At 70.6% G+C, this 26,268-nt stretch carries 25 protein-coding genes; 10 read left to right on the top strand and 15 right to left on the bottom strand.

Translation table 11 applies throughout. The features are described from left to right. Positions 1-52 precede the first annotated feature (52 nt). From SSMG_RS10105 to SSMG_RS46775, 5 genes are all read left to right on the top strand, one after another. A complete protein-coding gene (locus tag SSMG_RS10105) occupies positions 53-385 on the top strand; it encodes a helix-turn-helix transcriptional regulator (RefSeq protein ID WP_009075328.1) in 333 nt (110 codons plus the stop codon). Further along, positions 382-819, top strand: coding sequence for an SRPBCC domain-containing protein (locus tag SSMG_RS10100; RefSeq protein ID WP_009075326.1), 438 nt, complete (start codon positions 382-384; stop codon positions 817-819). Before SSMG_RS10105 ends, SSMG_RS10100 begins: the two co-directional genes overlap by 4 nt. Further along, on the top strand, positions 816-1,466 hold the full coding sequence (locus tag SSMG_RS10095) for a DUF899 domain-containing protein (RefSeq protein ID WP_037713194.1): 651 nt from the start codon (positions 816-818) through the stop codon (positions 1,464-1,466). Before SSMG_RS10100 ends, SSMG_RS10095 begins: the two co-directional genes overlap by 4 nt. An 84-nt stretch (positions 1,467-1,550) precedes the next feature. Beyond that, positions 1,551-1,976, top strand: a complete 426-nt coding sequence (locus tag SSMG_RS10090; protein WP_255409844.1) for a dihydrofolate reductase family protein — start codon at positions 1,551-1,553, stop codon at positions 1,974-1,976. Continuing rightward, positions 1,931-2,113 carry a dihydrofolate reductase family protein gene (locus SSMG_RS46775; protein WP_255409884.1) on the top strand — a complete coding sequence of 61 codons (183 nt, stop codon included), beginning with the start codon at positions 1,931-1,933 and terminating at the stop codon, positions 2,111-2,113. The genes SSMG_RS10090 and SSMG_RS46775 overlap by 46 nt, the downstream gene beginning before the upstream one ends. Before the next feature lie 139 nt (positions 2,114-2,252). Here SSMG_RS46775 and SSMG_RS10085 read toward each other — a convergent pair whose 3' ends face one another. The 4 genes from SSMG_RS10085 to SSMG_RS10070 all read right to left on the bottom strand — a co-directional run bounded on the left by SSMG_RS10085 (position 2,253) and on the right by SSMG_RS10070 (position 8,229). Continuing rightward, complete coding sequence (locus SSMG_RS10085) at positions 2,253-2,816, bottom strand: ATP/GTP-binding protein (protein WP_037713192.1); 564 nt, start codon at positions 2,814-2,816, stop codon at positions 2,253-2,255. A gap of 28 nt (positions 2,817-2,844) precedes the next feature. Next, positions 2,845-3,348: a DUF742 domain-containing protein gene (locus tag SSMG_RS10080; RefSeq protein WP_199785860.1), complete on the bottom strand. Its 504-nt coding sequence runs from the start codon at positions 3,346-3,348 to the stop codon at positions 2,845-2,847. A 274-nt stretch (positions 3,349-3,622) separates the two neighbouring features. Beyond that, positions 3,623-4,075 (bottom strand): roadblock/LC7 domain-containing protein, encoded by a 453-nt coding sequence (locus SSMG_RS10075; RefSeq protein WP_009075317.1) that lies wholly within the window; start codon positions 4,073-4,075, stop codon positions 3,623-3,625. Beyond that, the gene (locus tag SSMG_RS10070; protein ID WP_199785859.1) at positions 4,072-8,229 is read right to left on the bottom strand and encodes a nitrate- and nitrite sensing domain-containing protein; all 4,158 of its coding nucleotides are present in this window, start codon (positions 8,227-8,229) and stop codon (positions 4,072-4,074) included. Before SSMG_RS10070 ends, SSMG_RS10075 begins: the two co-directional genes overlap by 4 nt. Positions 8,230-9,199: 970 nt before the next feature. Here SSMG_RS10070 and SSMG_RS10065 point away from each other — a divergent pair. Together SSMG_RS10065 and SSMG_RS10060 are read left to right on the top strand one after the other, a co-directional pair. After that, positions 9,200-9,640, top strand: coding sequence for a DUF485 domain-containing protein (locus tag SSMG_RS10065; protein ID WP_037713188.1), 441 nt, complete (start codon positions 9,200-9,202; stop codon positions 9,638-9,640). Then, positions 9,637-11,238, top strand: a complete 1,602-nt coding sequence (locus SSMG_RS10060) for a cation acetate symporter (protein WP_009075312.1) — start codon at positions 9,637-9,639, stop codon at positions 11,236-11,238. The genes SSMG_RS10065 and SSMG_RS10060 overlap by 4 nt, the downstream gene beginning before the upstream one ends. A 60-nt stretch (positions 11,239-11,298) precedes the next feature. Here SSMG_RS10060 and SSMG_RS10055 read toward each other — a convergent pair whose 3' ends face one another. The 5 genes from SSMG_RS10055 to SSMG_RS46065 form a co-directional block, all read right to left on the bottom strand. Next, positions 11,299-11,649 carry a DUF3817 domain-containing protein gene (locus SSMG_RS10055; protein WP_037713186.1) on the bottom strand — a complete coding sequence of 117 codons (351 nt, stop codon included), beginning with the start codon at positions 11,647-11,649 and terminating at the stop codon, positions 11,299-11,301. Positions 11,650-11,675: 26 nt separating this feature from the next. After that, positions 11,676-12,062 carry a hypothetical protein gene (locus tag SSMG_RS10050; protein WP_199785858.1) on the bottom strand — a complete coding sequence of 129 codons (387 nt, stop codon included), beginning with the start codon at positions 12,060-12,062 and terminating at the stop codon, positions 11,676-11,678. A gap of 665 nt (positions 12,063-12,727) precedes the next feature. After that, entirely contained in the window at positions 12,728-13,660 is a 933-nt protein-coding gene (locus SSMG_RS46770) for a lytic transglycosylase domain-containing protein (protein ID WP_050788142.1), read from the bottom strand. A gap of 412 nt (positions 13,661-14,072) precedes the next feature. Beyond that, complete coding sequence (locus tag SSMG_RS10040) at positions 14,073-14,555, bottom strand: hypothetical protein (protein ID WP_037713183.1); 483 nt, start codon at positions 14,553-14,555, stop codon at positions 14,073-14,075. A gap of 340 nt (positions 14,556-14,895) precedes the next feature. Next, on the bottom strand, positions 14,896-15,063 hold the full coding sequence (locus SSMG_RS46065; protein ID WP_009075303.1) for a hypothetical protein: 168 nt from the start codon (positions 15,061-15,063) through the stop codon (positions 14,896-14,898). Positions 15,064-15,259: 196 nt separating this feature from the next. Between SSMG_RS46065 and SSMG_RS10035 the strand changes: the two genes are divergently transcribed. Then, positions 15,260-15,781: a GNAT family N-acetyltransferase gene (locus tag SSMG_RS10035; RefSeq protein WP_009075302.1), complete on the top strand. Its 522-nt coding sequence runs from the start codon at positions 15,260-15,262 to the stop codon at positions 15,779-15,781. Positions 15,782-15,813: 32 nt separating this feature from the next. Here the strand turns inward: SSMG_RS10035 and SSMG_RS10030 are convergent, their stop codons facing one another. Together SSMG_RS10030 and SSMG_RS10025 are read right to left on the bottom strand one after the other, a co-directional pair. Then, positions 15,814-16,956, bottom strand: a complete 1,143-nt coding sequence (locus SSMG_RS10030; RefSeq protein ID WP_009075300.1) for a CaiB/BaiF CoA-transferase family protein — start codon at positions 16,954-16,956, stop codon at positions 15,814-15,816. A gap of 27 nt (positions 16,957-16,983) precedes the next feature. Beyond that, the gene (locus SSMG_RS10025; protein WP_009075298.1) at positions 16,984-18,129 is read right to left on the bottom strand and encodes an acyl-CoA dehydrogenase family protein; all 1,146 of its coding nucleotides are present in this window, start codon (positions 18,127-18,129) and stop codon (positions 16,984-16,986) included. Positions 18,130-18,233: 104 nt separating this feature from the next. Here SSMG_RS10025 and SSMG_RS10020 point away from each other — a divergent pair, with 104 nt between their 5' ends. Continuing rightward, positions 18,234-18,842, top strand: a complete 609-nt coding sequence (locus tag SSMG_RS10020) for a TetR/AcrR family transcriptional regulator (RefSeq protein WP_037713178.1) — start codon at positions 18,234-18,236, stop codon at positions 18,840-18,842. Positions 18,843-18,908: 66 nt separating this feature from the next. Continuing rightward, on the top strand, positions 18,909-20,519 hold the full coding sequence (locus SSMG_RS10015; RefSeq protein WP_009075294.1) for a succinic semialdehyde dehydrogenase: 1,611 nt from the start codon (positions 18,909-18,911) through the stop codon (positions 20,517-20,519). A 203-nt stretch (positions 20,520-20,722) separates the two neighbouring features. Here SSMG_RS10015 and SSMG_RS10010 read toward each other — a convergent pair whose 3' ends face one another. The 4 genes from SSMG_RS10010 to SSMG_RS09995 form a co-directional block, all read right to left on the bottom strand. Further along, on the bottom strand, positions 20,723-23,728 hold the full coding sequence (locus SSMG_RS10010) for a helix-turn-helix transcriptional regulator (protein ID WP_199785857.1): 3,006 nt from the start codon (positions 23,726-23,728) through the stop codon (positions 20,723-20,725). 673 nt (positions 23,729-24,401) lie between these two features. Beyond that, a complete protein-coding gene (locus SSMG_RS10005; protein ID WP_037713173.1) occupies positions 24,402-24,608 on the bottom strand; it encodes a hypothetical protein in 207 nt (68 codons plus the stop codon). A gap of 185 nt (positions 24,609-24,793) precedes the next feature. Continuing rightward, on the bottom strand, positions 24,794-24,997 hold the full coding sequence (locus SSMG_RS10000) for a DUF397 domain-containing protein (protein WP_037713171.1): 204 nt from the start codon (positions 24,995-24,997) through the stop codon (positions 24,794-24,796). Between the two features lie 13 nt (positions 24,998-25,010). Further along, positions 25,011-25,910 carry a helix-turn-helix transcriptional regulator gene (locus SSMG_RS09995; RefSeq protein WP_009075286.1) on the bottom strand — a complete coding sequence of 300 codons (900 nt, stop codon included), beginning with the start codon at positions 25,908-25,910 and terminating at the stop codon, positions 25,011-25,013. Between the last annotated feature and the right edge of the window lie 358 nt (positions 25,911-26,268).

Here is a 26,268-nt window from a genome sequence, read left to right as displayed (position 1 = left end):
CATCCAGGCTATATTCAACCTGTCAGTTAATTAACCAAGTGATTGAGCACCGATGCCGACGGACCAGCTGAGCACCACTTTCGCCGCGCTGGCGGACCCGACCCGGCGCGCGATCCTCGCCCGCCTGACCGAGGGCGAGGCCACCGTCAACGAGCTGGCCGAGCCCTTCGAGGTGAGCCTGCAGGCGGTGTCGAAGCACCTGAAAGTGCTGGAGCAGGCGGGCCTGATCAGCCGGGGCCGCACCAAGCAATGGCGACCCTGCCGGCTGGAAGCGGGGCCGCTGGCCGAGGTGGCCGGATGGGTCGCGGAGTACCGGCGGTTCTGGGAGTCCGGATTCGACCGGCTGGACGAGCACCTGCGGCAGTTGCGGGAGGGGACTGAATGAGCGAGCTGACCATCGTGCGGGTCTTCGACGCGCCCCGGGAGCTGGTGTTCCGGGCCTGGACCGACCCGGCGCACCTCGCGAGCTGGTTCGGCCCGCACGGCTTCGTCGCGTCCGAGACCAGCACCGACCCGCGTCCCGGCGGTACCTGGCACAGCCGGATCACCAGCACCGAACAGGGCGTCGACCGCCAGGCGTCCGGCGTCTACCGCGAGGTCTCGGCGCCGTCCCGGCTCGTGTTCACCTTCCGCTGGCAGCACCCGGAGGACGAAGTCGGCGAAACGCTCGTCACCATCGATTTCGCCGAATTGGCAGGCAAAACCTCGATGACGTTCCACCAAGCCCCGTTCCCGAATGAAGCCGAACGCGACGGACACAGCGACGGCTGGCAGTCCGGTTTCGAAGATCTCGACCGCATCCTGGAGGACATGAAATGACCGCCGCACTCCCCCGCGTCGTCTCGCCCGAGGAATGGGAAAGCGCCCGGGAAGACTTGCTGCGCAAGGAAAAAGAACACACGCGCGCGGGCGACCGGCTGGCCGCGGAACGCCGCCGGATGCCCATGGTCCGCTTCGCGAAACAGTACGCATTCACCGGCCCGGACGGCCCGCGCACCCTCCTGGACCTTTTCGAAGGCCGCCGCCAGCTGATCGTCTACCACATGATGCTCGGCCCCGGAAACGAAGCGGGCTGCCCGGGCTGCTCGCTGTTCGTGGACTCCATGGGCCATCCCGCCCACTTGCACGCCCGCGACGTCACGCTGAAAATCGTCGCGCCCGCGACGCCGCCGGAGATCGAGCGGTACTGGGCCAGGATGGGTTGGACGCTTCCGTGGGTTTCCGCCGCGGGCACGGATTTCCCCGCGGACTGCGGAGTCGGCGGCGGTTTCGGGGTGAGCGTGTTCCTCCGCGACGGGGACGACGTCTACCGCACCTACTTCACCTCCGGCCGCGGCGGCGACCAGTTCGTCTCCACCCTGCGGTACCTGGACGTCACCCCGTTCGGACGGCAGGAGGCGTGGGAAGAGGAGTCCCGCGGCACCGACGCGCCCAGCAGCTGGTGGCGGCGGCACGACGAGTACTGAAACTTTCCTCGCGCGAGATGTCCGGCCGGCCGCGGCGGCTCCGACCCCTTGGCGACCCATTCCCGCCAAGGAAGCGAGCCCGCCATGGCCGACCTGGTCTACCTCGTCCACACGTCGCTGGACGGCTGCGTCGAAGGCCCCGCCGGAGAGTTCGACTGGCCGCTCATGGGACCGGAACTCTCGGACTACTCGAACGAACTCTCCGAGCGCGCCGCGATGTTCGCCTACGGCCGCCGCGTATGGGAAATGATGGCGAGCTACTGGCCCGTCGCGGAGTCCATTTCGGACCATCCGCACGACCTGGCCTATGCCCCGCTGTGGCGGAAGAAGCCCAAATTGGTCTTCTCCCGCACCCTGACCTCGGCGGACTGGAACACCCGCATCGCCGGCGGCGACCTGGCCGAAGAAGTCGCCGCACACAAGGCAGCCGCGGACGGCGACCTCGTCCTGATGGGCGGCTACGCCTGGCCGCCGAACTCGGCCGCCGCGGGCTCATCGACGAGTACCTGATCTGCGTCCACCCGGTAGTCCTGGGCGGAGACAAACGCCCCTTCGCCGAAGGCGCCGACCGCACAAACCTGGATCTGCGGGAAACCCGCACCTTCGACAACGCGGTCGTCCTGCTCCGCTACCGCACGAAGCTCTGACTCCCGAACCGACCACAACGCGGGATCGCGTCGGCGTGTGGAGGGGCAGTGTGCACGGCCCCCCAGACCGGGCGCACTGCCCCTCCACACGCCGACTTAAATGCGATCCCGCCGCGGCGGCGGAGCCGACGCCAAAATTTCAGTGGGCTTTCGCAGCGCGCAACGCGATCCACTGCCGCATCGCGTACTCGACCAGCGTGATCAGCGTCTGCTTCGTCGATTCCCGCTCCCGGGCGTCGCAGCGGACGATCGGAATGCTCGAATCGATCGACAGCGCCTCGCGCACATCATTGATGTCGTGTTCCAGCACGCCGTCGAAGGTGTTCACGCCGACGATGTACGGCAGGCCGCGGTCCTCGAAGAAGTCGATCGGCGCGAACGAGTCCGCGAGCCGCCGGGTGTCGGCGAGCACGACCGCTCCGATGGCGCCGCGCACCAGGTCGTCCCACATGAACCAGAACCGCTGCTGGCCGGGCGTGCCGAACAGGTAGAGGATCAGGTCCGCGTCGAGCGAGACGCGGCCGAAGTCCATGGCGACCGTGGTGGTCGTCTTGTACGGGGTCTGGTCGAGGTTGTCGATGCCGCGGCTGGCGTCGGTCATCATCGCCTCGGTGGTGAGCGGAACGATTTCCGACACCGAGCCCACGAAGGTCGTCTTGCCCGCCCCGAAGCCGCCCGCCACCACGATCTTCGCCGATGTCATGGTCGGGGGCGCGGTTTCCCGCGGTGCCTTAAAGCCGACGGAGTCCACTCAAAACCCTTTCCATCAACATCAAGTGTGCTTCGGCGCCGTCCTGGCCCGAGATCGTCCGGTGCACGGTGACGAGGCCGGCGTCGGCCGCGTCGCTGATCAGCACCCTCGCCACCCCCAGGGGCACGGACAGCTCCGCGGCGATCTCCGCCACCGAACGCGGGGTCCGGCACGCCTCCATGATCGAGATGCTCTCGATCTGCTCCGCCGCCGCCTGGGGGAAGCCCCCCGCGGCGACATGGTCTTTGGTGGAGATCAGAGTCTCCAGTTCGAGCGCGTAGTTCGCCCGGGTGCGCCCGCCGGTGAGAGCGTACGGGCGCACGATCGACGTCTCCTCGGCCGGGTCCACCCGATCGTGGCGCTCGGGCCGGACGATCGCCGACGGCATCGAGAACTCGCCGCTCGGCGGCCCCGGGTCGAAGAGCCCGCCTGGTCTGGGGCCGTCGGAGTCCGTACTGCCCGGTGGAGAGACGAGAGAGGTCACACCATCTCCTTGGTCGGCCGGCGGCACGGGTGCCGCCGGCGGGTCCGCTGCCGCGTGCGCTCCCGCGGCGGGCGGCGCTGGGGACTGGGATTCCTTCTTTTCTTTGCCGCTCTTCTTCCGTTTTCTGCGCGAGCGGCCCGAATCCAGGCTGAACCCGTTGAGGACGTCGGCGAACGTGCCGTCGTCCCCGGCGGCGGGCTCCTCCCCGCGCGGGGGTTCGCCGCCGGTACCGGGCTCTTCGCCGAACAATCCGGACCCCTGGCTCATCGCGCCATCATCCCACCGGTTCGCCGATCAGCGAGCCCCCGGCGCCCTGCAGCTGCGCGCGCAGCTCCGGGGTCAGGATCTGGCCGACGCGGTCGACGAGCATCGTCATCTCGTAGGCGACCTGCCCGATGTCGCAGTTGGGCGCGGCGAGGATCGCCAGGCAGGAGCCGTCGCTGATGGACATCAGCACCATGATGCCGAGTTCCATCTCGACCACGGTCTCGCGCACCGCGCCCGCCTCGAAACAGCGGGCGGCGCCCTGGGTCAGGCTGACGAGCCCGGACGCCACGGCGGCGAGCTGGTCGGCGCGGTCGAGCGGCAGCCGGTTGGAGGCCGTCAGCAGGAGACCGTCGGCCGACACGACGACCGCGTGCGCGACGCCCGGGACGCGGTCGGCGAAGTCGTTCACCAGCCAGCCGAACTGGTTCTGCTGCGGCTGGGCCGCATTCGGCGAGGTCATTCACCCTCCAATGTTTCGTGGTTCTTCTCAGCGGCCTGCGCGGTGCGGTGCCTGCCGCGCTGGATCCCCTGCTGGAAACTGCTCAGGCGACCGCGCACGTCGTGCGCATCGCGGGACGGACGGGGGCTCGCCGACCCGGCGGGCGGCGGTGCGCTGCCGGGAAGAAGCTGTTCGCCTCGGCGGCGCCGAGGCAATCCTGCCGAAGTGAACGAGGCGGGTGTCGACTGGGACACCGACTGGACGGTCCGCCACCCCTCGTCGGAACCGAAGTTCCACTCGGTGGTGGTTTCGGCAGGAGTCGTGGAGGGGCTCGCCGAACCGTCCGAACCGGCTGGCGGCTGGGCGTCCGGTCCGGCGGAGGACTCCCGCGACGGAGCCTGTCCCGGCACCAGCGGCTGACCCCACAACCCGGTCTGCGCCGGGGTTCCGGACTGGGCCGGGAGGTTCTGGCCGGGCGTCCGGGTCTGGCCCAGTCCCTGCGCCGAAGCCGAAGCCGCCGGGGTCTGGTCCGCCGTCGTGCCGGACTGCTCCGCATTCTCGGCCTGCTGACCCGGCGCGGCGGCCGGAGCCTGCGCGGCTCGCCACGTCGTCAGCGGCGAAGCCGGGCCCGGGTTCTCGGCGGGCTTGCCCCACAAGGAGGTCTCCTGCGCCGCGGCCGGAGCAGATGCCTGTCCGTTCGCGGAAGCCGGGCTGTCCGCCTTCTCCGGCGTCGCGGTCTGGCCGTTCGCGGAAACCTGGTCGGCGGCGGTCTGCCCGGTGCCGGCGACCGCGGCCTCGAGCCCGGCCACGGCCGCCGGGACCTGGTTCGGGTCGGCGGTCGGCGGGGCGGGCGGGAGACTGCTCGCGCCCTTGCGGCGGGTCGGCAGGCTGTCCGGCTTCTCCGGCCGGACGGTGCGGTTCGGTTGCGGCGCGGGCAGTTCCGTGCGCGCGGCGGGCTCCTGGCGCGGCCAGCCGCCGTCCGGGTCGAACGCCGGGGGCACGGCCTGCACGGGTGCCGTCTCGTTCGACGAGTCCGCGTCCGCGGGCCGTTCGCCGAACCCGGCGGGCGCGTCCTTCGCACCGGAACCGGACTGAGTCGTCGCGTCCGGACGGTTCTGGTCCGCGGGAACGCCGAACGCGCCGGCGACCGTCTGCCGCCGCCGGATCGCCGCGTCGTGGGCGCGAGCCCGCTCCGGCGACGTCGTGGCATTCGAAGCGTCCGCAGCGGCGGAATCCGCTGCGGCGCCGGTGGTTTCCGGCGCGGTGCCGCGGACTTCCTGCCGTCCGCGCGTGACGCCGCGCTGGAAGCTGTTCAGCCGTCCCCGCACGTCCGCCGGGTCGCGGACCGGGAGGTCGCTTCCCTGCGTTTCGGCCGCGGGGACCGCCGGTTCCGGCGTGGCGCTGCCCGGCATGAGCTGTTCGCCGCGGCGGCGCCGGGGAAGGCCCGACTTCGTGAACGCGGTCGGCTCCACCTGGGACAGCGCCTGGACCGTCCGCCAGTTCTCGTCGCTCGCGAAATCCCAGTTGCGCTGCTGGTCCTGGTCCGCCTCCGGCTCCGCGGCGGCCTTGCCGGACGCGGCCGGAGCGGACGCGGACGGCGGCTGCGCGGGCGAACGGAACCACGCCGACAGCATCTCGTCGAAGATCGGCGTGTTCTCGATCGTCGTCTCCGCCGCGGACGGCGGCGGGACCTCCGGCACCTGCTGCGCGGCCTGGTTCCACCAGTCGCTCAGCGTCGTCGCGTTGGCCGCGGAGAACAGGTCCTTGCCCGAGGGCAGTTCGCCGTCGCGCTGGTCGCGGCTTTCCGCGGCCGGTTCCGGTTCGGGCTCCGGACGCGGCGGCGGGACGTCGACGATCTGCGGAAGCTTCGGCGCGGGCGGCGGCGGGGCGGGCGTGTCGTCGTCGCGCGGGATCGGGCTGAACAGCGCGGTTCCGGACACCTCGAGGTCGGACGGCGGACGCGCGACCTTGTCCCCGGAGAAACCGGCGAGGTCGCCTGCCGACGGCCAGCGCTGGGTTTCCTCGGAGTTGCTGCCCTGGTGCGGAACGAGACCCGGCACGGCCGACCCGTTGGAGGCCGGGCGCTGCCGGCGGGGCAGGCCGCCCGGCGCGACGGGCGGGGCGGCGAGGCTCGCCTTGGGACCGGGCAGCTGGCCGGGCTCCGACCGGTCGCCCGGCGTCGTGGCCAGCCCGGTCATCACCAGCTCCGGCGGCACCACCACGGTGGCCCGCACGCCGACGATGTCCTTGCCGCCGTGCAGCGAAACGCCGATGCGGTGGCGGCCGGCGAGGCGGCCGACCACGAACAGGCCCATCCGGCGCGAGGTCGCGAGGTCGACCGAGCCCGAGTCGGTGAGCCGGCCGTTGGCCTCCACCACCTCGTACTCGTTCATGCCGATGCCCTTGTCGAGGATGTCGACGTTGAGCGAACCGTCCTCGGCGAGCCGCGTCGCGACCGTCACCTGCGTTTCCGGCGCGGAGAACGCGGTCGCGTTGTCCAGCAGCTCCGCGATGAGGCGCTGGACGTCGCTCGCGGCGAACCCGACGATCTTCACCGCGGGCGGGTGCTGCACCGAAACCCGTTGGTACTGCTCGATTTCCGACACCGCGGCACGCAGCACGTCGTGCGTGGCGACCGGCTGGCCGGAACGGCGGCCCGGCTCGGCGCCGGAGAGGACCATCAGGTTCTCGTTGTTGCGCCGCATCCGGGTGGCGAGGTGGTCGAGCTGGAACAGCGTGGCGAGCTGGTCCGCGTCCTCCTCGTCGCGCTCCAGCCGCTCGATCAGCTGCAGCTGCCGCTGCACGAGGCTCTGGCTGCGGCGCGACAGGTTGACGAACACGCTGGAGTAGCCGGCGCGCATGGCGGCCTGTTCGGTCGCCAGCTTCAGCGCCTGGCTGTGCACCTTCTCGAACGCCCGCGCGACCTCGCCGACCTCGTCCTGCACCTGGACCGGCACCGGTTCGACCTCGACGCTCTGCGCGCGGCCCTCCTGGATGTTGCGGACCGCCTCGGGCAGGTCCTTCTCCGCGACGTCCAGCGCGCTGCGGCGCAGGACCTTCAGCGAGCGCAGCAGCTGGCGGGAGATGACGAACACGACCGCGGCCGCCGCGGCGAGCGCGGCGAACAGCAGCACGGCCAGCAGACCGGCACTGCTGCCGGCGTCCTCGACCAGCGCGGACGACGCCGCGGTGAGGTCGGCGGTCATCCGGCCGGAGACCTCGGTCAGCTGCGAGGTCACCGCTTTCGAGGCGTTGTTCCACTCCTGCGGCGAGAGCCGCTTGAGCGCGTCGTCGGTGGAGACGCCCTGGCCGCCGAGCACGGTGCCGAGCATCCGCTTGCGGTCGTAGGACGTGTCCGGCTTGAGCGTGCTCTCGAAGTCGAGGCGCTGCGGCGCGGTCGCGGCGGCGTTGAAGTCGGCGATCCGGTCGTCGAACCGCAGTTCCGCGTCGCGCACGTCGCTCAGCTGCTGCGGGGTCAGGGTGCCCGCGGAAATGCCGTAGCTCACCAGGGACTGGGTGACCGACACCTGTTCCTTGGCGGCTTCGAGGTCGTGCAGCGCGCTCGGGGTGCTGCCGAGCGCGTCGGCGCTCGCGCCCGCCGACACCGCGGTATCGGCTCCGATCAGCGCGCTGGTGACGGCGTTGTAGTCGCCGACCGCCTCGGCCGCGTTCAGCAGGCCCGCCCCGACCTGCTGGCGGATCACCGCGATTTCGTTGACCTGCGCGTTCGCCGAGTTCACCGCGCCGGACACGCTCGAGCCGTCGCCGCCGACCCGGGCGGCCGCCTCGGTGAACGGCGCGACCGCGGCGTCGGTGGCCGCGCGGGCCGCCTTCAGTTCCGGAGTCACGCCCGAGGTGCCCGCGATGAGCTGGGCCGCGGTCTGGGTGCGCTCGCGCTGCAGCCCGTCGGTGAGCGCGCGCAGCTGGGTGCTCAGCGCGACGAGCCGGTCGATCCGCTGGTAGTCGCTCGACCGCGAGACCTGGCCCGCGATGGCGGTGATGCCGAGGACGAGCGCGAGCACGATGGGGACGATCGTGACCGCGGACAGCTTGACCGGCAGGCTCCAGTCCCGCCAGCGCAGCGCGGCGCGCCAGCCCGACGACCAGCGCGGCCGCTTGGGCGGGCGGCCGAGCAGCTTCTCCACAGGCACTTGGCCTTCTCCTGCAACGGTCACGAAAGTGACTCCCTGTCCGGCGTCGTGGCGGCCCGTCGGCGGTCCCCTCGGGCCCCCGCGCTCCCGGTGCGCAGCGCGCTCCCGGCGCGGGGTCCCGCGGTCCGCCTGCCCGCGCGTCCGACCGGGGGCCGGCACGACCGGGTCGATCCTTCACCGGGCCGGGAGGCGATCGGCTTCCCGGGACTATGCACGTGCACGACGCAACTTGCGGACTGCACGGCGGTGGTCGAGATCAACTTGTCTGTGCCTATCGATCGCTGCGGGCGGCTGGGGCCAAAGAATCGTACACCAATCGCCGCCCGCGTTATTGCGTTCCGCATCGGGGGGCTGACCTGGGAAAATAGTCAAAACTGCGAAACTTGGAGCCGCAGATTGGACCAGGAACGCCCGGCGGGGGAATTCCGGTTACCCGCCGCTCTCGGCCTCGACGTCCGGCCGTCACCCGATTAGCCTACACAGGGTAAGCGACACCCCCAATAGAACTACACCCTGTGCCCCCGTCGAGTGGGTACGGCCAGAAGTTGAACCCGATGTTGTGGAGATGCAGCGACGCGCCGCCCGACCCGGTGATTTTTGCCAGCTTCCCTCCCCATCCGGGGAATCGCCGCCCAGGCCGCGACCTGCTCGCCGAAGCGGAGCGGCTGCTCGTCCCGTCCGACGGCTACGATCGGTCACCATAGTGGATCTTGACCAGCCCGCACTCCTCCGTCTGCCGCAACCCCGGAGGACCCGGCAACTCTCCGTGACATCGGTGCTCACTATTCCGAGTGATCATCCCGTGATCTGCCCAGGCGTGCCGTTTCGCGCTATTTCCCGGGCGAAAAGGAATTTCCGGTGCCCTCGCGAACCGCCTTTTTCCGCGTTCCGGCGGCGTCGTTACTATGGCCGCCTCCCAGTCCGCAAGGGCGATCCGGGCGCTTTCCCGAACGATGCCCGCCGCCATCCACCGCGCAAGTTGCCGGAGGCAGCCATGCACAACGTCGCGCGCACCACCGGCCCGGCCGCCTCGGCCGAGGACACCGGCCAGATGCCCGCGCTGTTCGACCGCGAAGGAGGCGACTCCGCCCCGCGCGGCAGGCGCCGCAAGCACGGCCCGGACTACGAGCAGATCCAGCGCAGCCCCCAGTTCCGCTCGCTGCGCAGCCGCTTCCGCCGGTTCGTGTTCCCGATGAGCATCGGGTTCTTCGTCTGGTACCTCGCCTACGTCGTGCTCGCCGCCTACGCGGGCGAGTTCATGAGCACGCCGGTCTTCGGCCTGGTCAACGTCGGCATGCTGCTCGGCCTCGGCCAGTTCGTCACCACCGCGGCCATCACCGCGCTGTACGTCCGCTTCGCCGACCGCGAGATGGACCCGCGCGCCGCCGAGATCCGCGCGCGGGCCGCCGCTGTCCCGGAAGGAACCCCTCAGTGACTACCGCTTGGCTCGCCGAAGGAGCTTCGGCGAGCAACCCGTTGATCAACACCGGGGTGTTCGCGCTGTTCGTCGCGATCACCCTGTACGTGGTCTACCGCGCGGGCAACCGCCGCTCGTCCACGTCGGGCTACTACACCGCCGACAGCGCCTTCACCGGAAGGCAGAACGGCGTCGCGCTGTCCGGCGACTTCCTGTCCGCGGCGTCGTTCCTCGGCATCGCCGGCGCGATCGCGATCAACGGCTACGACGGCTTCCTCTACTCCATCGGCTTCCTCGTCGCGTGGCTCGTCGACCTGCTGCTGCTCGCGGAGCTGCTGCGCAACACGGGCCGCTTCACGATGGGCGACGTGCTCAGCTTCCGGATGAAACAGCGTCCGGTGCGCGCCGCGTCGGCCACCTCGACGCTGGTGATCTCCTTCTTCTACATGCTCGCGCAGATGGCGGGCGCGGGCGGCCTGGTCGCGCTGCTGCTGGACGTCCACTCCAAGTGGGGCCAGGCGCTGGTGATCACCGTGGTCGGGCTGGTGATGATCTCCTACGTGCTGCTCGGCGGCATGAAGGGCACCACGTGGGTGCAGATCATCAAGGCCACCATCCTGCTCACCGCGGCCTCGCTGATCACGGTGTTCCTGATGGGCAAGTACGGCTTCAACTTCTCGAGCCTGCTGCGCGCGGCCGCCGACCACAGCCCCATGGGCACGGACCTGCTCTCGCCGGGCGGCTCCTACGGCAAGAACGGGACCACGAAGCTCGACTTCGTGTCGCTCTCGCTGGCCCTGGTGCTCGGCGTCGCCTCGCTGCCGCACGTGCTGATGCGCTTCTACACCGTGCCGAACGCCCGCGAGGCGCGCCGCTCGGTGGTGTGGGCGACCGCGTGCATGTTCGTGTTCTACCTGTGCACGCTGGTGATCGGCTTCGGCGCGGCGGCGATCGTCGGCCCGGACGAGATCAAGGCCGCGCCCGGCGGCGAGAACTCGGCCGCGCCGCTGCTGGCCCTGCACGTCGGCGGGACGGTGCTGCTCGGCGTCATCTCGGCGGTCGCCTTCGCGACGATCCTCGCCGTGGTGGCCGGGCTGACGCTGACCGCGTCCGCTTCCTTCGCACACGACGTGTACGCGAACGTCGTCAAGCGCGGCAAGGCGGAACCGGAGGACGAGGTCCGGGTGGCCCGGCTGACCGCGGTCGTGATCGGCGGGTTCGCCATCGTCGGCGGCATCCTCGCCAACGGCCAGAACATCGCGTTCCTCGTGGCGCTCGCGCTCGCGGTGGCGGCGTCGGCGAACCTGTCGACCCTCCTGTACTCGCTGTTCTGGAAACGGTTCAACACCACCGGGACGCTGTGGAGCATCTACGGCGGGCTCATCGCCTGCGTCGTGCTGGTGCTGTTCTCGCCGGTGGTGTCGGGCGCGCCGGACTCGATCTTCCCCGGCGTCGACTTCCACTGGTTCCCGCTGAAGAACCCGGGTCTGGTCTCCATCCCGGTGTCGTTCCTGTGCGGCGCGATCGGCACGTTCGTCGGCGGCGCGAAGGGCGACCCGGAGAAGCACGCGGAGATGGAGGTCCGGTCGCTGACCGGCATCGGCTTCGGTTCCTGACGCCTGCCTGGCACGGAAAAACCGCGGCACCCGTTCGGGCGCCGCGGTTTTTTTCGCCGCTCAGAAGATGTCGCGCCCGGCCTGCACGCGGTGGGTCACCCGGCGCTCGACGACGAACGACACGAACGGGACGCATCCGGCCAGCAGGACCAGGACGGTGCTCTTGATCGACCAGCGGGCCTTGAGCGCGAGGTCGATGGTGAGCACCAGGTAGATCATGTAGAGCACGCCGTGGATCGGCGAGTACACCGCGGCGGGCGTGGCGTTGCCGAAGCCGTACTCGATGATCATGGTGGCGCACAGGGCGAGCAGGCCGACCCCGGTCACGTACGCGCTGGCCCGGAACCGGGTCAGCGAGCCGGACACCTTCGACTGGCGAGCAGGGGCGGCACCGTCGGTGCTGGTCGTCATGGGAGCGTCCTCACTTCCGCGGGCGTTCAGGACTGCTGGTCGCGGGCGTTGAGCTCGCGCAGGTAGCGGTTGTAGGCGGCGAGTTCGTCGTCTTCCTCGACGGGAGCGGCGGCCGGTCGCGGGGCGGGCACGCGGACCGGGGCCGGGGCGGGCGCCTGCTCGCCTTGCTCGGCGGTTTCCTCTTCGCGTTCGCGCAGCTTCTTGATGCGCCAGAACATGAACGCGGGGAACAGTCCGAAAAGGGGCCATTGCAGCACGTAGCCGAGGTTCTGGAAGGTGCCGGTGGCGGACGTGAACCGGTCCCACTGCCACCAGGCCAGCCCGCAGCACAGCGCCAGGCTCACGACGCTCGTGGCGACGATCAGGAGCCGGCGCCCGAACGGGGACACGGCCGGGCCGGGATCTGCGGGCACGGTATCGACGCTAGCACTGGCCGGAAAAACCGTTCCTGAGAGGCGGCGAGGTCGTGACCGGCGCCCCACCCGGCGCTCACGGCTGGGTTCCCCGCGCGCCCGGCGCTTGGCTCGCCGCTCCCCCGCCCGCTTGCTGCCTCCGCGGCCCGGCTCGGTCAAACTCCCCCAATGCCACATTCGGTGCGTTCAGCGCACCGAACGCCACATTGGGTGCATGCGACGCACCCAATGCCACATTGGGGTTTTCTCAGTAGCGCGGGTGCACCTGCCGCGACCGGGCTGCGGGAGTGGAACACCCTTCGAGCCGCGTGCGAGAGCCGCTGCGGCGAACCCGCCCCGACGACGCGCGCGCACCGGCTGAGATGGGCTCCTGCGAAGTCCGTGAGGGGAACCCTGAGGGACTCTGATTCCGTCAGGGTTCCCCTCACGGACTTCGCGCCACCCGCCCCCGCCACCCGTGCAACCCGCTGCCGAGACAACCTCGTTGCCCGCGTCCCAGACACTGAGGTGCGGCCTGTGAAGGACTCCTTGAGGGAATCTGATTCCCTCAAGGAGTCCTTCACAGACCGGCAGCGGGTCGTGAGGGGAACCCTGCCGGACTGAACGACCACGAAAGTCACCCTCGCGGAGAGGTCGGGGCGTGCGGAGCGAGGCAAGCCGGGGCGTCAGCCCGCTTGCACCTTCTGTGCCGCCTTCGCGTAGCCGTCCGCCAGGCCGAAGACCTTCTGCGCGTACTCCGTCGAGTTGTTGTACGACAGGATCCCCGCCCACCACCCCGCCGGGCTGGCCATGTCGCGGCCGCCCGCGCACAGGTAGCGCGCGGCGGTCAGGGCGGCGTCGTCGATCTGCTGCGGGTCGGCGCGGCCGTCGCCGTTGCCGTCGGACGCCCATTTCCGCCAGGTGCTCGGGATGAACTGCATCGGGCCGACCGCGCGGTCCGCGACCGGGTCGCCGTCGAGCTGGCCGCCGTCGGTGTCGCTGATCGCGCGGACGCCGGCGGAACCGTCGAGCGGGACGCCGATGATCGGCTTCGACGGGCGGCCGTCCGCGCCCAGGACCGCTCCGCCGTACTGGCCGTGGTTGGACTCGATGCGGCCGATGCCGGCGAGCGTCGCCCAGGAGATATGGCAGCTGCGGTCGACCTCGCGCATCGCGAGCTCCGCGTTGCCGTACGCGCGTACTGCCCGGGCCGGGATGCCGGTGACCGGCGCGACCCGGTCCGCCCACGCCTGCAGCGGATCGCCGCCGGTCGGGCGCGCCGACTGCGGCGCGGTGCCTTGGTCCGCCGCCCCGCCCGCGACGACGGCGTTGACCGGCGCGATCGAACCGGGTTTGACGTCGACCGCTTTGACGCTCAGCGCCGGGATGTCGGTCGTGGTGGGGCTGGCCTCCGGAGCGGCCGCCCTGGTGACGATCCAGACCCCGCCGCCCGCGACCGCGAGCACCGCGACGACGACGGCGAACCGCACCGCGAGCGCGGCGCCGTGGCCGCGACGAGCGGGCGAGGGGACGGCAGCGGGAGCCGCGGTCTCGTCCCCGGTCTGCGCGGTGTCGGGGGTCTGTCCGGTGGCGGGCACGAAACTCCGGTCCTCCAGCATGGCTTGGGGGTTCGCAACACACAACGAGCCCGCGCAGGTTAGCGTTACGCACGCATCGTCAGGTCCCCCGCCACGCCGGTTCACCCGGCCGGGTAGCCGAGGTCCCGTCAGGTGGACGGTTGCTGCCACACAAAGCTGGGCGCAGCTTGCCGGAAGACCGCTTCCGGCAGGCTATTCAGCTGTTCGCTGGAGCGACCGATCGCAGTGTCCGAGGCAGCGGCGCTCGAGTTCTTGCGGAACAAGCTCAGCGCCGAGATCGAGTTCGCCGCCGCGCCGGAGACCGACGCCGAGCGCGAACCTCAGCGACCCGGATCGGGCGAGAGCCAGACGATTCCGGGCGCTTCGCCGTGTTGCCTGGCCGATTCGCCGACCAGGCAACACAGCTGTCAAACAGGCTTTCGCGAACCCGCGGTCAGGCGGGCTTCTGCTGCCGCGCCAGGCGCGCGACGCACCATGCGGGCGCGCTGCCCCGGCGCAGGTGCTGCAGGACCGTCATCGGACCGAGCCGCCGGGCGAGGTCGGACGGCGCGAGACCGGCCGCCCGGTAGTCCAGGGCGCGCTGGTCCAGCGGGCTGATCCCGGCGTCCCACCACTGCTGCGCTTCGGCGACGTCGCCGACCATCTGCCACCAGCCCGCGGCGGCGACGAGCAGTTCTTCCGGGACCTCCGGCAGCCGGGCGCGCATCGCGTCGAGGTAGCCGGGGTCGGCGGCCTCGACCGGGGCCCAGCGGGCGGGTCCGGACCGGGCGCGCTGGCCGGGGATGCCGGGCGGAGCGGCCGGCGCGTCGGCCAGCCAGGCCGAGGCGATGCGGTCGACCTCCTGCTCCTCAGGGGTCTTCTCGCGCTCGGCCGACCACTGCCGGATCAACGCGTCCACTCCGGGATCTCCGGTCATCCCTGCCTCCTCATCGGTCCCCGACGGGCAGGCATTTCGATCGCCTGCCCCGTTGCGCGTCCACGATTGGCTCCCCACGCGTGACCGGGCCGAAAACCCGCCGTGACCCGGCTCCCGGGGGGGCCGGAGAACCGGCTGATCACGCAATGTGAGCACCGTAGGGCGGCACCCGCTTTCTCCGCCATACCCCGGACCCCGGAAATTCCGTGACCAGGCGGTTTTACGGGCCAATCCACCCGGATGGTCGAGCGAAGTGCCCGAATCCCGGGATCCGGTGACAAAGCGTGACTGGCTGGCCGGAGGGCGCGCGGAGGCGGCCCGGCGAGCGGGAAAACCCGGGTCAGGCGAAGAGGCTCTTGAAGAAGGTGACGATCGCTTCGGCGCCGTCCTTGAGCCAGCCGAGCACGCGGTGCACGAAGTCCGCGGAGTGGGTGGGCTGCGTGATCAGGAAGAACAGCACGAGCGCGACCACTCCGACGACGACGATCTTCTTCAGGCCGCTCGACATGGTTTCGTCCCCCTCCGCTCCCCCCGCGCCCGGGCGGACGCAGGCCCCGCCTCGGCAGAGTCGCGTCCCACTCTAGTGACGACGCGCCGGAATGGCCCGTCGCAGGCCCCCATCCGGCCGGAAAGCTCACGACCGGGTGACCCCGGCCACCATCGGGTGAGCCGGGCCCCGCGGACGCCCCCGGTACGCTCCGGCGATGGACGACGGCCCAGTGACTCTCCGCCCGGTGCGCGAGTCCGACCTCGGTCTGCTGGAGGCCCTGACCAACGACCCGGAGACGGTCGGCGAGCACCAGTGGTTCGGCTGGCACGACCCCGGCTACGTCCGGCGGCTCTGGCGCGAAAACGGCATGCTGACCACCGACAACGGCATGCTCGTCCCGACGCTCGACGAACGCCCGCTCGGGCTGGTCTCGTGGCATCGCACGCGGACCGGCCCGCACACCTACTGCTGGAACATCGGCATGGTCCTCCTGCCGGAGGCGCGCGGGCACGGCCTCGGCGCGCAGGCGCAGCGGCAGCTCGTGCGCTACCTGTTCGCGCACACGCAGTTCAACCGCGTCGAGGCCAGCACCGAGGTCGGCAACCGGGCCGGGCAGCGTTCGCTGGAGAAGGCCGGGTTCACCCGCGAGGGGATCCTGCGCGGGTTCGACTTCCGCGACGGGCAGTGGCGCGATCACATCCTCTACTCGGTGATCCGCTCCGACCTGCCGTCGTGAGTGTTCAAGCCGGTTAGAACCGGCTTGAACACTCACAAGATCGCGCCCGCCTCCCGCAGCGCCGCGACTCCCGCGTCGTCGTAACCCAGCTCCGCCAGCACCTCCGCGGTGTCCGAGCCCTTCTCGTGCGGTGCTTCCGGCGTGGCCGCGGGCGTCCGGTCGAACCGCGGCGCCGGGGCGGGCTGCACCGTGCCGCCGATGTCCACGAACGTCCCGCGCGCCGCGTTCTGCGGATGCTCGGCGGCCTCCCACGGCGACAGCACCGCGGTGAGACACGCGTCGGTGCCTTCCGCCCGCGCGACCAGTTCGTCGCGCGTGAACCGGCCGACCGCCTCCTCCAGGATCTTGCGCAGCCGCGGCCACTGGCTCTGGTCGACGTGCATCGGCAGGTCTTCGTTCTCCAGCCCGAGCACCTTGACCAGATCAGCCCAGAACCGCATTTCGATCGCGCCGATGGCGACGTACTTGCCGTCCGAGGTCTCGTAGGTGTCGTAGAACGGGGCGCCGCCGTCGAGGAGGTTCTCGCCGCGCTCCCCCGGCCACACACCTGCCGCGCGCATTCCGTGCAGGCTCGTGGTCAGCAGCGCGGTGCCCTCGACCATCGACGCGTCCACGACCTGACCGCGTCCGGACGTCGTGCGCTCGTGCAGCGCGGCCAGCACGCCCATCGCGAGCATCAGGCCGCCCCCGCCGAAGTCGCCGACCAGGTTGAGCGGCGGCACCGGGCGTTCGCCCGCCCGGCCGATCGGGTCGAGCGCGCCGGCGACGCCGATGTAGTTGATGTCGTGCCCGGCCGCCGACGCGAGGGGACCGTCCTGGCCCCAGCCGGTCATCCGGCCGTACACGAGCCGCGGGTTGCGCGCGTGCACCTGTTCCGGGCCGATGCCCATCCGTTCCGCGACGCCCGGCCGGAAACCTTCGATCAGCACGTCGGCGCGTTCGGCCAGTTTCAGCACCAGTTCGACGCCCTCGGGCGTTTTCGTGTTCACCCCGACCGACCGCCTGCCGCGGGCGAGCGGGTCGTTCGGGATGCCGAGCACGTCGGAGCCCGGGGTGGCGCGGTCGACGCGGATCACGTCGGCGCCGAGGTCGGCCAGGATCATGCAGGCGAACGGAGCCGGCGCGAGCCCGGCCAGCTCCACCACCCGCAGCCCGGCGAGCGGACCTTGTTTCACGGAAAATCCTTTCGCGGCAGCAGATTTTCAGAGCGTGCGGGAGATGATTTCCTTCATGATCTCGCTGGTGCCGCCGAAGATCCGCGAGATCCGCACGTCCGCCCAGGCCCGCGCGATCGGGTACTCGGTCATGTAGCCGTAGCCGCCGAACAGCTGCAGGCAGTCGTCCACGACCTTGTTCACCCGCTCGGTCGTCCACAGTTTCGCCATCGCCGCGCCCTGCACGTCGAGTTCGCCGCGCAGATGCCGTTCGATGCACTGGTCGAGGAACGCGCGCGACACCGCGGCTTCCGTCGCCGCCTCGGCGAGCTTGAACTTCGTGTTCTGGAAATTGAAGATCGGGCGGCCGAACGCCGTGCGTTCCTTGGTGTAGTCGATGGTCAGGTTCACCGCGGCCTCCAGGCCGGCCACCGCGGTCACCGCGATGATCAGCCGTTCCTGCGGCAGCTGCAGCATCAGCTGGATGAAGCCCTGGCCCTCGGCGTCGCCGAGCAGGTTCGCGGCGGGCACGCGGACGTCGTCGAAGAACAGCTCGGCGGTGTCCTGCCCCTTGAGCCCGACCTTGTCGAGCACCCGGCCGCGGCGGAAGCCCGGGGTATTGGTCTCGACCACGATCAGCGACACACCCTGCGCGCCGGCGTCCGGGTCGGTCTTGCACGCGACCACGACGAGGTCGGAGTGGAAACCGTTGGTGATGAACGTTTTCGCGCCGTTGATCACGTAGTGGTCGCCGTCGCGGACCGCGCGCGTCTTGATGTTCTGAAGGTCTGAACCAGTGCCGGGCTCGGTCATCGCGACCGCGCCGACCAGCTCGCCGGTGGCCATCTTCGGCAGCCACTCGCGCTTTTTCTCCTCCGACGCGTACGCCAGGATGTAGTGCGCGACGATTCCACTGTGGACGGTGACGCCCCACGCACTGTCCCCGGCACGGGCCTGCTCCTCGTACAGCACGGCTTCGTGCGCGAACGTGCCGCCGCCCCCGCCGTACTCCTCCGGGATCGACAGGCACAGCAGGCCGAGTTCGCCCGCCTTGGTCCAGATTTCCCGGTCGAGCTTCTTCTCCGCCGCCCAGCGCTCCTGGTTCGGCACGAATTCCTTCTGCAGGAACGACCGGGCGAGCTCCCGGAGGTCTTCGAGTTCGGTGGTGCTCCACGAGCTCTTCTGGATCTGCAACGGCACGGCTGGCCCTCCCGCGAGCTGGAAAACATGACGCTTGGCAGGTAAGTTCTAGCCGGAATGTACATCCCATCCGTCCGGTACGTAAAGCAGGAGCCGCGATGACTGAGGTCGCCCGGGGACACCGCACCCAGGCCGAACGCCGCGAGCAGACGCGCACCGCACTGCTGGACGCGACGATCGACTGCCTGGTCGACATCGGGTACTCGCGGGCTTCGGTGCAGGAGATCTGCACCCGCGCGGGCGTCTCGAAGGGCGCGGTGCAGCACTACTTCGCCACGAAGGCCGAGCTGATGGCCGCCGCGGTCGAGCACCTCACCACGAAGCTGCGCACCCAGCTCGCCGCCTCGCTCGGCTCGCTGCCGGGCGGCGCGTCCGGCGTCGCGGCGGCGATCGACCTGCTGTGGGAGGGCTATTCCGGCACGCTCTCGACCGCGGTCACCGAGCTGTGGGTGGCCGCCCGGACCGACCCGGAACTGCGCGCCGCGATCCGGCCGGTGGACCGCGCACTGGGCCGGGCGACGCTCGGGCACATCAGCGAAGTAGCCGGTGACCTGCCGAAAGAGCGCGCGGAGATGCTGTTCTGGCTCACCGTGAACCTGACCCGAGGCCTCGCCCTCGACGCCGAACTGGGCGGTGACCCGCGTCGGCGCCGTCAGCTGCTGGAGGAGTGGAAGCGGATCGCCGTGCTGCTGTACTCGGACGACTAGTGTCCATACCCCGGTATGGTGTACTCGTCGGTAACACCCGGCCCCGCACGGAAGAAGGTGCGCTCGATGACGAGTACGACCCCGGCGAACGTCACCGGTCAGCCCCTGCCCGCAACCGTCGGCGGCGTAGCAGGCGCCCCGTCCGCGTCCCGCGCAGCCGCACTCGTAGCCCGCGTAACCGGCGGCGCCGACAACGCGCCAGTGCAGATGACCGCGCCCTTCACCGGGCAGCCGATCACCTCCCTCCCCCAGGCCGACGACGCCGAAGTACGCGCCGCCTTCGCCTCCGCCCGCGAGGCCCAGCGCGAGTGGGCGGCGCTGCCGGTGACCCGACGTCAGCAGTTCCTCGTGCGCCTGCACGACCTGGTCCTCGCGCGGCAAGCGGAGGTCCTGGACCTGGTCCAGGTCGAAGCAGGCAAGGCCCGAATCGACGCCTTCGACGAGGTCAGCGCCACCGTCCTGGTCGCGGCTTACTACGGCAAGCACAGCGCGAAGATCCTCTCCCCGCGCCGCGCCCCCGGCCTCATCCCCGGCCTGACGCGCGCGGGCGAACTCCGGCACCCCAAGGGCGTCGTCGGAATCATCTCCCCTTGGAACTACCCGCTGGCCCTGACCGCGATGGACGTCTTCCCTGCCCTCGTCGCCGGGAACGCAGTCGTGCAGAAACCGGACAACCAGACCGCGCTGTCCGCCCTGTGGCTGCAGGAACTGGCCGAAGAGGCCGGACTGCCCGCGGGCCTGTGGCAGATCGTGCTGGGCCGAGGCTCGCAGATCGGCGACGCCCTGCTCGAAGAATGCGACTACCTGTGCTTCACCGGCTCGACCCCGACCGGCAAAGACCTGGCAGGCCGCATCGCACAGCGCCTCACCAGCTACTCGCTGGAACTCGGCGGCAAGAACCCGATGATCGTCCTGCCGGACGCAGACATCGCCAAGGCGGCCGCAGGCGCGGTTACGGCGTGTTTCTCCTCAGCAGGCCAGCTGTGCGTTTCGGTAGAGCGGATCTACGTGCACGACAGCATCCGCGAGGAGTTCACGCGCGAATTCGTGGCCCGGACCGCAGCCCTGCGCCTAGGCGGGTCGCTGGACTACCACGCCGGAATGGGTTCGCTGACGTCGAAGAGCCAACTGCAAACCGTGACCGCCCACGTGGAAGATGCCCGGGCAAAAGGTGCCCGCGTCCTCACCGGCGGCCGCCCCCGACCAGATCTGGGCCCGCTGTTCTACGAACCGACGGTCCTCACCGACGTACGCCCCGGAATGACCCCATTCGCTTCGGAAACCTTCGGCCCAGTCGTCTCGATCTACGGATTCAGCGACGTCAACGACGCGATCGAGCGAGCCAACGACACCCCCTTCGGCCTGAACGCGAGCGTCTGGACCAAAAACGGCCGAGCAGGCTGGGAAGTAGGCGCCCGCCTGAAAGCAGGCACGGTCAACGTCAACGAAGGCTACGCAGCAACCTTCGGCACAGTCGGCGTCCCCATGGGCGGCATGAAGGAATCCGGCGCAGGCCGCCGCAACGGCGCAGAAGGATTGCTGAAATACACAGAACCTCAATCCATCGCAGTACAACGCGGCCTAGCCCTGCGCCCGCCAAAAGCAGTACCAGGCTCCGTCTGGGCCCGCTTCATGACACTGAGCATGAAACTACTGCGACACCTACCAGGCCGGTAAAAAACCGCAGCCAAACCACCCAAACAGCGAGGCACCCAGCCCCTCCCCCAACCCCGATACAAAGCCGCCCTGCGGTTCGGGGTGCTTGTCAAGGCATCTTTCCCGCCTTGACAAGCACCCCCGAACCGTCAGCACACTGAAAAATCGGGGTGCCCCACGCAACCCAAGGAACGGCAATGTCGCCCGCCAGGGCGACGAGCCGATCACTCCGGCACAGTAAGCAACCCCCGGTCGTAAGCGATCGCGACGGCCTCGGCCCTCCGACTGGCCCCCAGCTTCGCCATCACCCGCGAAAGATGCACGCTCACCGTCTTCTCGCTGATGTACAACTCCTCCCCCACCTGCCGATTCGTCCGCCCCAGCGCGACCCGCTCCAACACATCCCGCTCGCGGTCAGTCAACGGATCCACCTGCGGCCGCACCACCGGAACCTCGACCCCGGCCAACTCGACCCGAGCCCGATGCGCCAAATCCCGCACCGCGTCCCGCAACGGAACGGCATCCAGCTTCACCGCCACCGCATGCGCCGCCTCCAACACCTCCGCAGCCGCCGCGGACCGCCCGGCCCCGAGCAACGCCTCCCCTTGCCGCCACCGGCAAACCGCCTGCTCATACACCGCGCCATAGGAATAGGCCTCCGCCGCCTCTCCCCACAGCTCAGGATCAGCCGGCCCCGCCAACCCCGACGCGGCAGCCTCCATCCGCGCCAGCCAAGCCCGCCCCTCCGGTCCCATGGTCCCGGAACGGGGATGCCCCTCCGCGGCACAACGCCGCCCATGCTCCAAAAGCCGCCGCCCCGCCGCCACCGCCGCTTCCGCCGCGGCCAGATCCCCCTTGGCCCGGGCCTCCGCTGCCAACGCGGCAGCCGACGGAATCGCCAGCGCCACGATCCGGATCCCGCCCAGCAGCGCGGTCTCGACCTTCTCCAGCCAGCCGACCAATTCGTCGGTGATCCGCAGCGCCTCGGCATGCTCCCCGCGCCACGCCGCCAGTTCGATTGCCGCGTCGCCCGCGGCCAAGGCGATCTGCAGATCCGCCATCCACTGCTGCCGCAGCCCCGGCAACGCCTTGGCCGCGTCCTCGAACCGGCCCCGCCCCACCAGGAACAACACCCAGTTGGCCAGAATCCGCGCCGCGACCGCGCTGGACACGCCCCGCCGCGCGCGCCCCGCCGCGTCTTCCTTCGGCCAATCTCCGCTGAGATACCGCAGATAGAGCAGCCGAGCGCGCAATTCCAGCCCGTACGCGCTCCAGGTGAGCCCGACCGCCTCGGCTCGCTCGACCCCGCGCGCCGCGTGGGCGAGCGCCAGCTCCATCTCCGCTTGGTCGTCGTAGCTGAGGGCGAGGAAGTACATCGCCCGGATCTCGACGTTCAGCGCGCCCGCCTTGTGCGCCTTGCGTTCGGCCTCGCACAACCGCTCGCGCGCCTCGACCGGATCGCCCGCCCCGTCGGCCAACGTGCCCAACGTGACCAGCGCCGACGCCTCAGCGCCCACCGCCCCGACCGCACGCGCGTCGGCGACCGCGGTGTGCGCGCTGGCCAACGCCTCGTCCGGCTGGTCGAGCAGCCGCTGGAACCCGGCCCGCGAGGCCAGCACCCACGCCCGCGCACCGCTCGGCTCCCGGTCCGCGACCAGCTCCCAGGCCCGCTCGATCGCCCGAACCGCCTCGTCGAACGTGCCTTCCAACGTAAGCAGCGTTTCGGCCAGCCGACGCCACACCTTCGCCGCGTGTTCGGGCGATGCGTCCGGCTTCAGCGCTTCGGTCGCGGACCGCGCGTAGGCCACCGCACGCTCCGGCTCGCCCGACGTGCCAGCGAAGTACGACGCCTCGCTGAGCAGCTTCAGCTCGTCCACGCCTTCCGGCCGGTTTTCCGGAGCCACCGCGTCCCAAATGGCCTGCGCCTGCTCGATGTGCCGCAGCGCAGCGCCCGGCGCGCCGAGTTTTTCCGCTTCGTCGGCGGCGCGCAGCAACGCGGGGAGGGCAGTGTCGAAGTCCCGGCTTTCCAGGCTGTGGAAGGCCAGCTTCGCGTCGTGGCCGCGCCCCTGCGGCATCGACTGGATCCGCGCGGCGTACCCCGCGTGCATCCGCGTGCGCTCGCCGGGCAGCAGATCGGCATAGACCGCTTCCTGCAGCAAGGCGTGCCGGAAGGTGTAGAAACCGTTCTCGATCACCAGGACGTGGTGCTGCACGGCCTCCCGCAGCGCCTCGTCCAGCTCCAGGTCGCCGAGCCCCGCGACCTGCGCGAGCGCGGCGTGCGACACCGATTCGTTGGCCACCGAGATGACCCGCAGCACCCGGCGCGTCTCGGCCGGGAAGCGTTCCAGCCGGGCGAGGAGGACTTCGGCGAGCCCGGCGGGAAGGTCCTGGCAATCGGCACCGGTGGCGAGCAGTTCCTCGACGAAGAACGGATTGCCCTCGGACCGTTCGGCGATGTCCGCGACCACGTCCGGCGACAGCGGTTCCTCGGCCAGCGCCGCGACGAACGCCCGCGCGTCAGCCGGCCCGAACGGCGCGAGCGTGAGCTGTTCCACCGTGTTCAGCCGGACCAGTTCGGACAACAGGCCGCGCAGCGGATGCCGGCGGTGGACGTCTTCCTCGCGATAACTGCCGACCACCAGCAGCCGCTGCGCGCGCAAGCGGCTGAGCAGGAAGGACAGCAGGTTGCGGGACGAGGAATCGGCCCAGTGCAGGTCTTCGAGCAGGACGACCACCGGCTGCGCCTGGCCGACCTCGGTCAGCACGCCCAGCACCGCGTCGAACAGCTGAAGCTGCCCCAGGTCCTGCTCCGGCCGGATCCGGCGGACGCCCTCGCGCTCCCCTTCGGAAACCTGCCCGTGGTCGCCGGTGGCCGCGGGCTGCGGTTCGCCGCCTTGCGGCAGCAGCATCCCGAGCGCGGACCGCGCCCGCACCGCGGCCGACACCGCGGGATCGCCCGACGACCCGAGCGGGGCCAGCGCCTCGGCGAACGGGAGATAGGGCAGACCGCCGTCGCGCACGTCGATGCACCGGCCGGTGAGCACGAGCCCGCCGCACGCGGCGACGTGCTCCCCGAGCGCGGTGAGCAGGCGGGTCTTGCCGACCCCGGCGTCGCCCGCGATCAGCACCGCACCTGCTTCCCCGCGTTCAGCGCGCGCGAAGGCCGCGCGCAGCCGCCGCATCTCCTGCGTACGGGCGACGAGCGGGATTCCGGAACCGAGACGAGGCACGAGATGCATTCTCACCTACACCCCCGACAGTTCCGACATGGATTTCCTCGTGGCGACCGGTTCGGACAGTGATCTCCGTCCGATCGGCGGACCGAGGACGGCTGGCGCGGCCGGTGGACCTCGTCCCGGGAGCCGGTTCGGCCGGTTGGTCCCGGGGCGAGGGGGCTTCCGGAGGGAAGGGCCGGGGCTCGCGCCGGTGCTTCGGATCTGGACGCACCCAATGCCACGTTCAGTGCGTCGGATGCACCCAATGTGGCATTGGGGCGATCGTCGACAGTCGCGGCGGCGGGAGGCTGCGGGAGGAGCGGCGGCGGGAGGCGGCGGGAGGAGCGGCGGTGGAGCACTTCTCGAAGCGGCAAGGCCGGATCGGATCCCCGTCCGGCGAGCGAGGCGGCGGTGAGCCGATCCCTTGCTTCAGGGCCGACCCGGCGAAGGCGGTTGCGCGCGATCCGGTCAGTCCTCCGGCCAGCGACGCCGCCCAGGTCCGGCAACCGAGGCCGGTCCCGTCCCGCCAGCCTGCCGGAAGCAGCGGAAACGAAGCGGAATCCGGCGGACGGAGCGGCCGACCCGGAATCCGTGTTCCGGCTCAGCCGCCCCGCCCGACCCCCTTACCGTCCCCGACATCCGTGCTGACCTCCGTGCCCGGCATCCGAGCGGCTCCGCGGCCCGGGGCTCAAGCGGTATGTCGCGCCCTGGCCTCCGGTACCGTCGCCGTGCGCCTTTCCTGGCGGGGCACCTCGACGTTCGTGATGCGGTGCGCCCGCACCCAGCGGACGACCCGGTTGCCCCGGCTCAGGCGGGCTTGGCGGGCGGCGCGGCGCAGTTCGGCCATCCGGTAGTCCACCTCGGCGCGGGTGGCGTCCCAGTTGTAGTCGCTCATCGTGTTCTCCCCAGCGGGTCGTCGTTCTCGAACGATGTCCACTTTCGTGCTGAGGGCCCGCCCCGGGCATCAGGTGATCGCCTACTCCCGGGCGCGAAAAGACCCCTTACCCGCGCGGTGACCTAAGGATGTCCAGGTCGAGCGGGGTAAGGGGTCTCAGTGCAGCGATCAGTCGAGCGAACGGATCAAGCCTGTCCCCGGCTGTCGGCGCGCACCGCGTCGAGCAGCCCCTGCCAGCCGGCGGCGGGCAGGCGGAAGGCTCCTCCTTCGGGGTCTTTGGAGTCCCGCACCGCGGCGCCGCCCGCGACGAAGGCGACCTCGACGCAGTCGTTGCCGCCGCCGCTGTAGCTGCTCTTGCGCCACTGGGCCCCGGAAAGGTCGGCCGTCATGGTCCCCACATCCTCACTGTCTCGGGTTGGTGTTCCTCGGTTCCTGAACCGCGGCGGCCTGTTCGGCGAACCGGCCGGCCGCGTCGGTGATCAGCGCCACCGAATCGTCCGGTTTCAGCGCTGCTGCGCGCAGGTGGTCGAACATCAGCGCGTAGCGCCGGACGTCTTCGGGCTGTTCGAGGTACAGGCCGCTGGAGGTGCTGTCGTCAACGTAGACCACGTCGGGATCGGCCTGCTCGGGGAAGCCCATGATGAGGAACGGTCCCTCCATGCCGGGGTGCGCCCCGGCTCCGAACGGCACCACCTGGACGGTCACGTTCGGCTTTTCCGCCATCGCGGTGATCCGGTACAGCTGCTCGGCCATCACCTCGGGGCTGTCGACCACGCGGTGCAGCACCGCCTCGTCGATCACCGCCCAGTACTCGACCGGCGGGTCGTCGTTCAGCAGCTGCTGGCGCGCCATCCGCGCGGCGACCCGGCGGCGCGTCTCGGACTCTTCGGCGTCCGGGCGCAGCGCGCGGATCACCGAGAACGCGTAGCGCTCGGTCTGCAGCAAGCCCGGGACCAGCAGCGCCTGGAACGCGCGCAGCGAACTCGCGTCGGCTTCGAGGCCGACGAAGGTGCCGGTGAAGACTTCGTTGTACGCGTGCCACCAGCCGCGTTTGCGCGCCTCCCGCGCCAGCTGGACGAGCGCTTCCTGCTCGTCGCCGGTGATGCCGTACAGAGCGAGCATGTCCCGCGCGTCGCGCGGGGTGACGCCGACGTGGCCGGTCTCGATGCGGCTCACTTTGGACGCCGAGCACTCCAGCTTCTCGCCGACCTCGTCGATGGTGAGATCGGCGGCTTCGCGCAGCCTCCGCAGCTCGCTCGCGAGGCGCCTGCGGCGAACGGTCGGTCCCTGGCCTCTCGCCACGGCAGCACCTCCGGTCCGTATTGTTGCCCGCACTGCATATCTAACCAGGTGATCGACTTGTCAGTGGAGTAATAACACCGGCGAATTCCCACTGCCGCCGCGGATCCGGCCGTCGCCGGTTCCGACCTGCATTGTGCAGAGTGCGCTTGTACTCTGGCATCCTGCGGGCCGAGACGCGAATCCAACCGCGCCGACGGCCCTGAGCAGCGTAGACGACGGCCGTGCCCGGCTATTCGCGGACACCGGCCGAATGCGCACGACCACGGTGTCCGGGGCCGCCCCCCGACCGGTCCCGGGCACCTTCCTTTGCTTCGCGGTATTACTCAGACGGGTTTTTCCGCGCAATTTCGCCACGAGA

The organism is Streptomyces sp. AA4 (assembly GCF_000158875.1).
Classification (GTDB): Bacteria; Actinomycetota; Actinomycetes; order Mycobacteriales; family Pseudonocardiaceae; genus Amycolatopsis.
The sequence above is the reverse complement of the archived record's forward strand: the minus strand, read 5'-3'. Positions and strand labels throughout refer to the sequence as shown.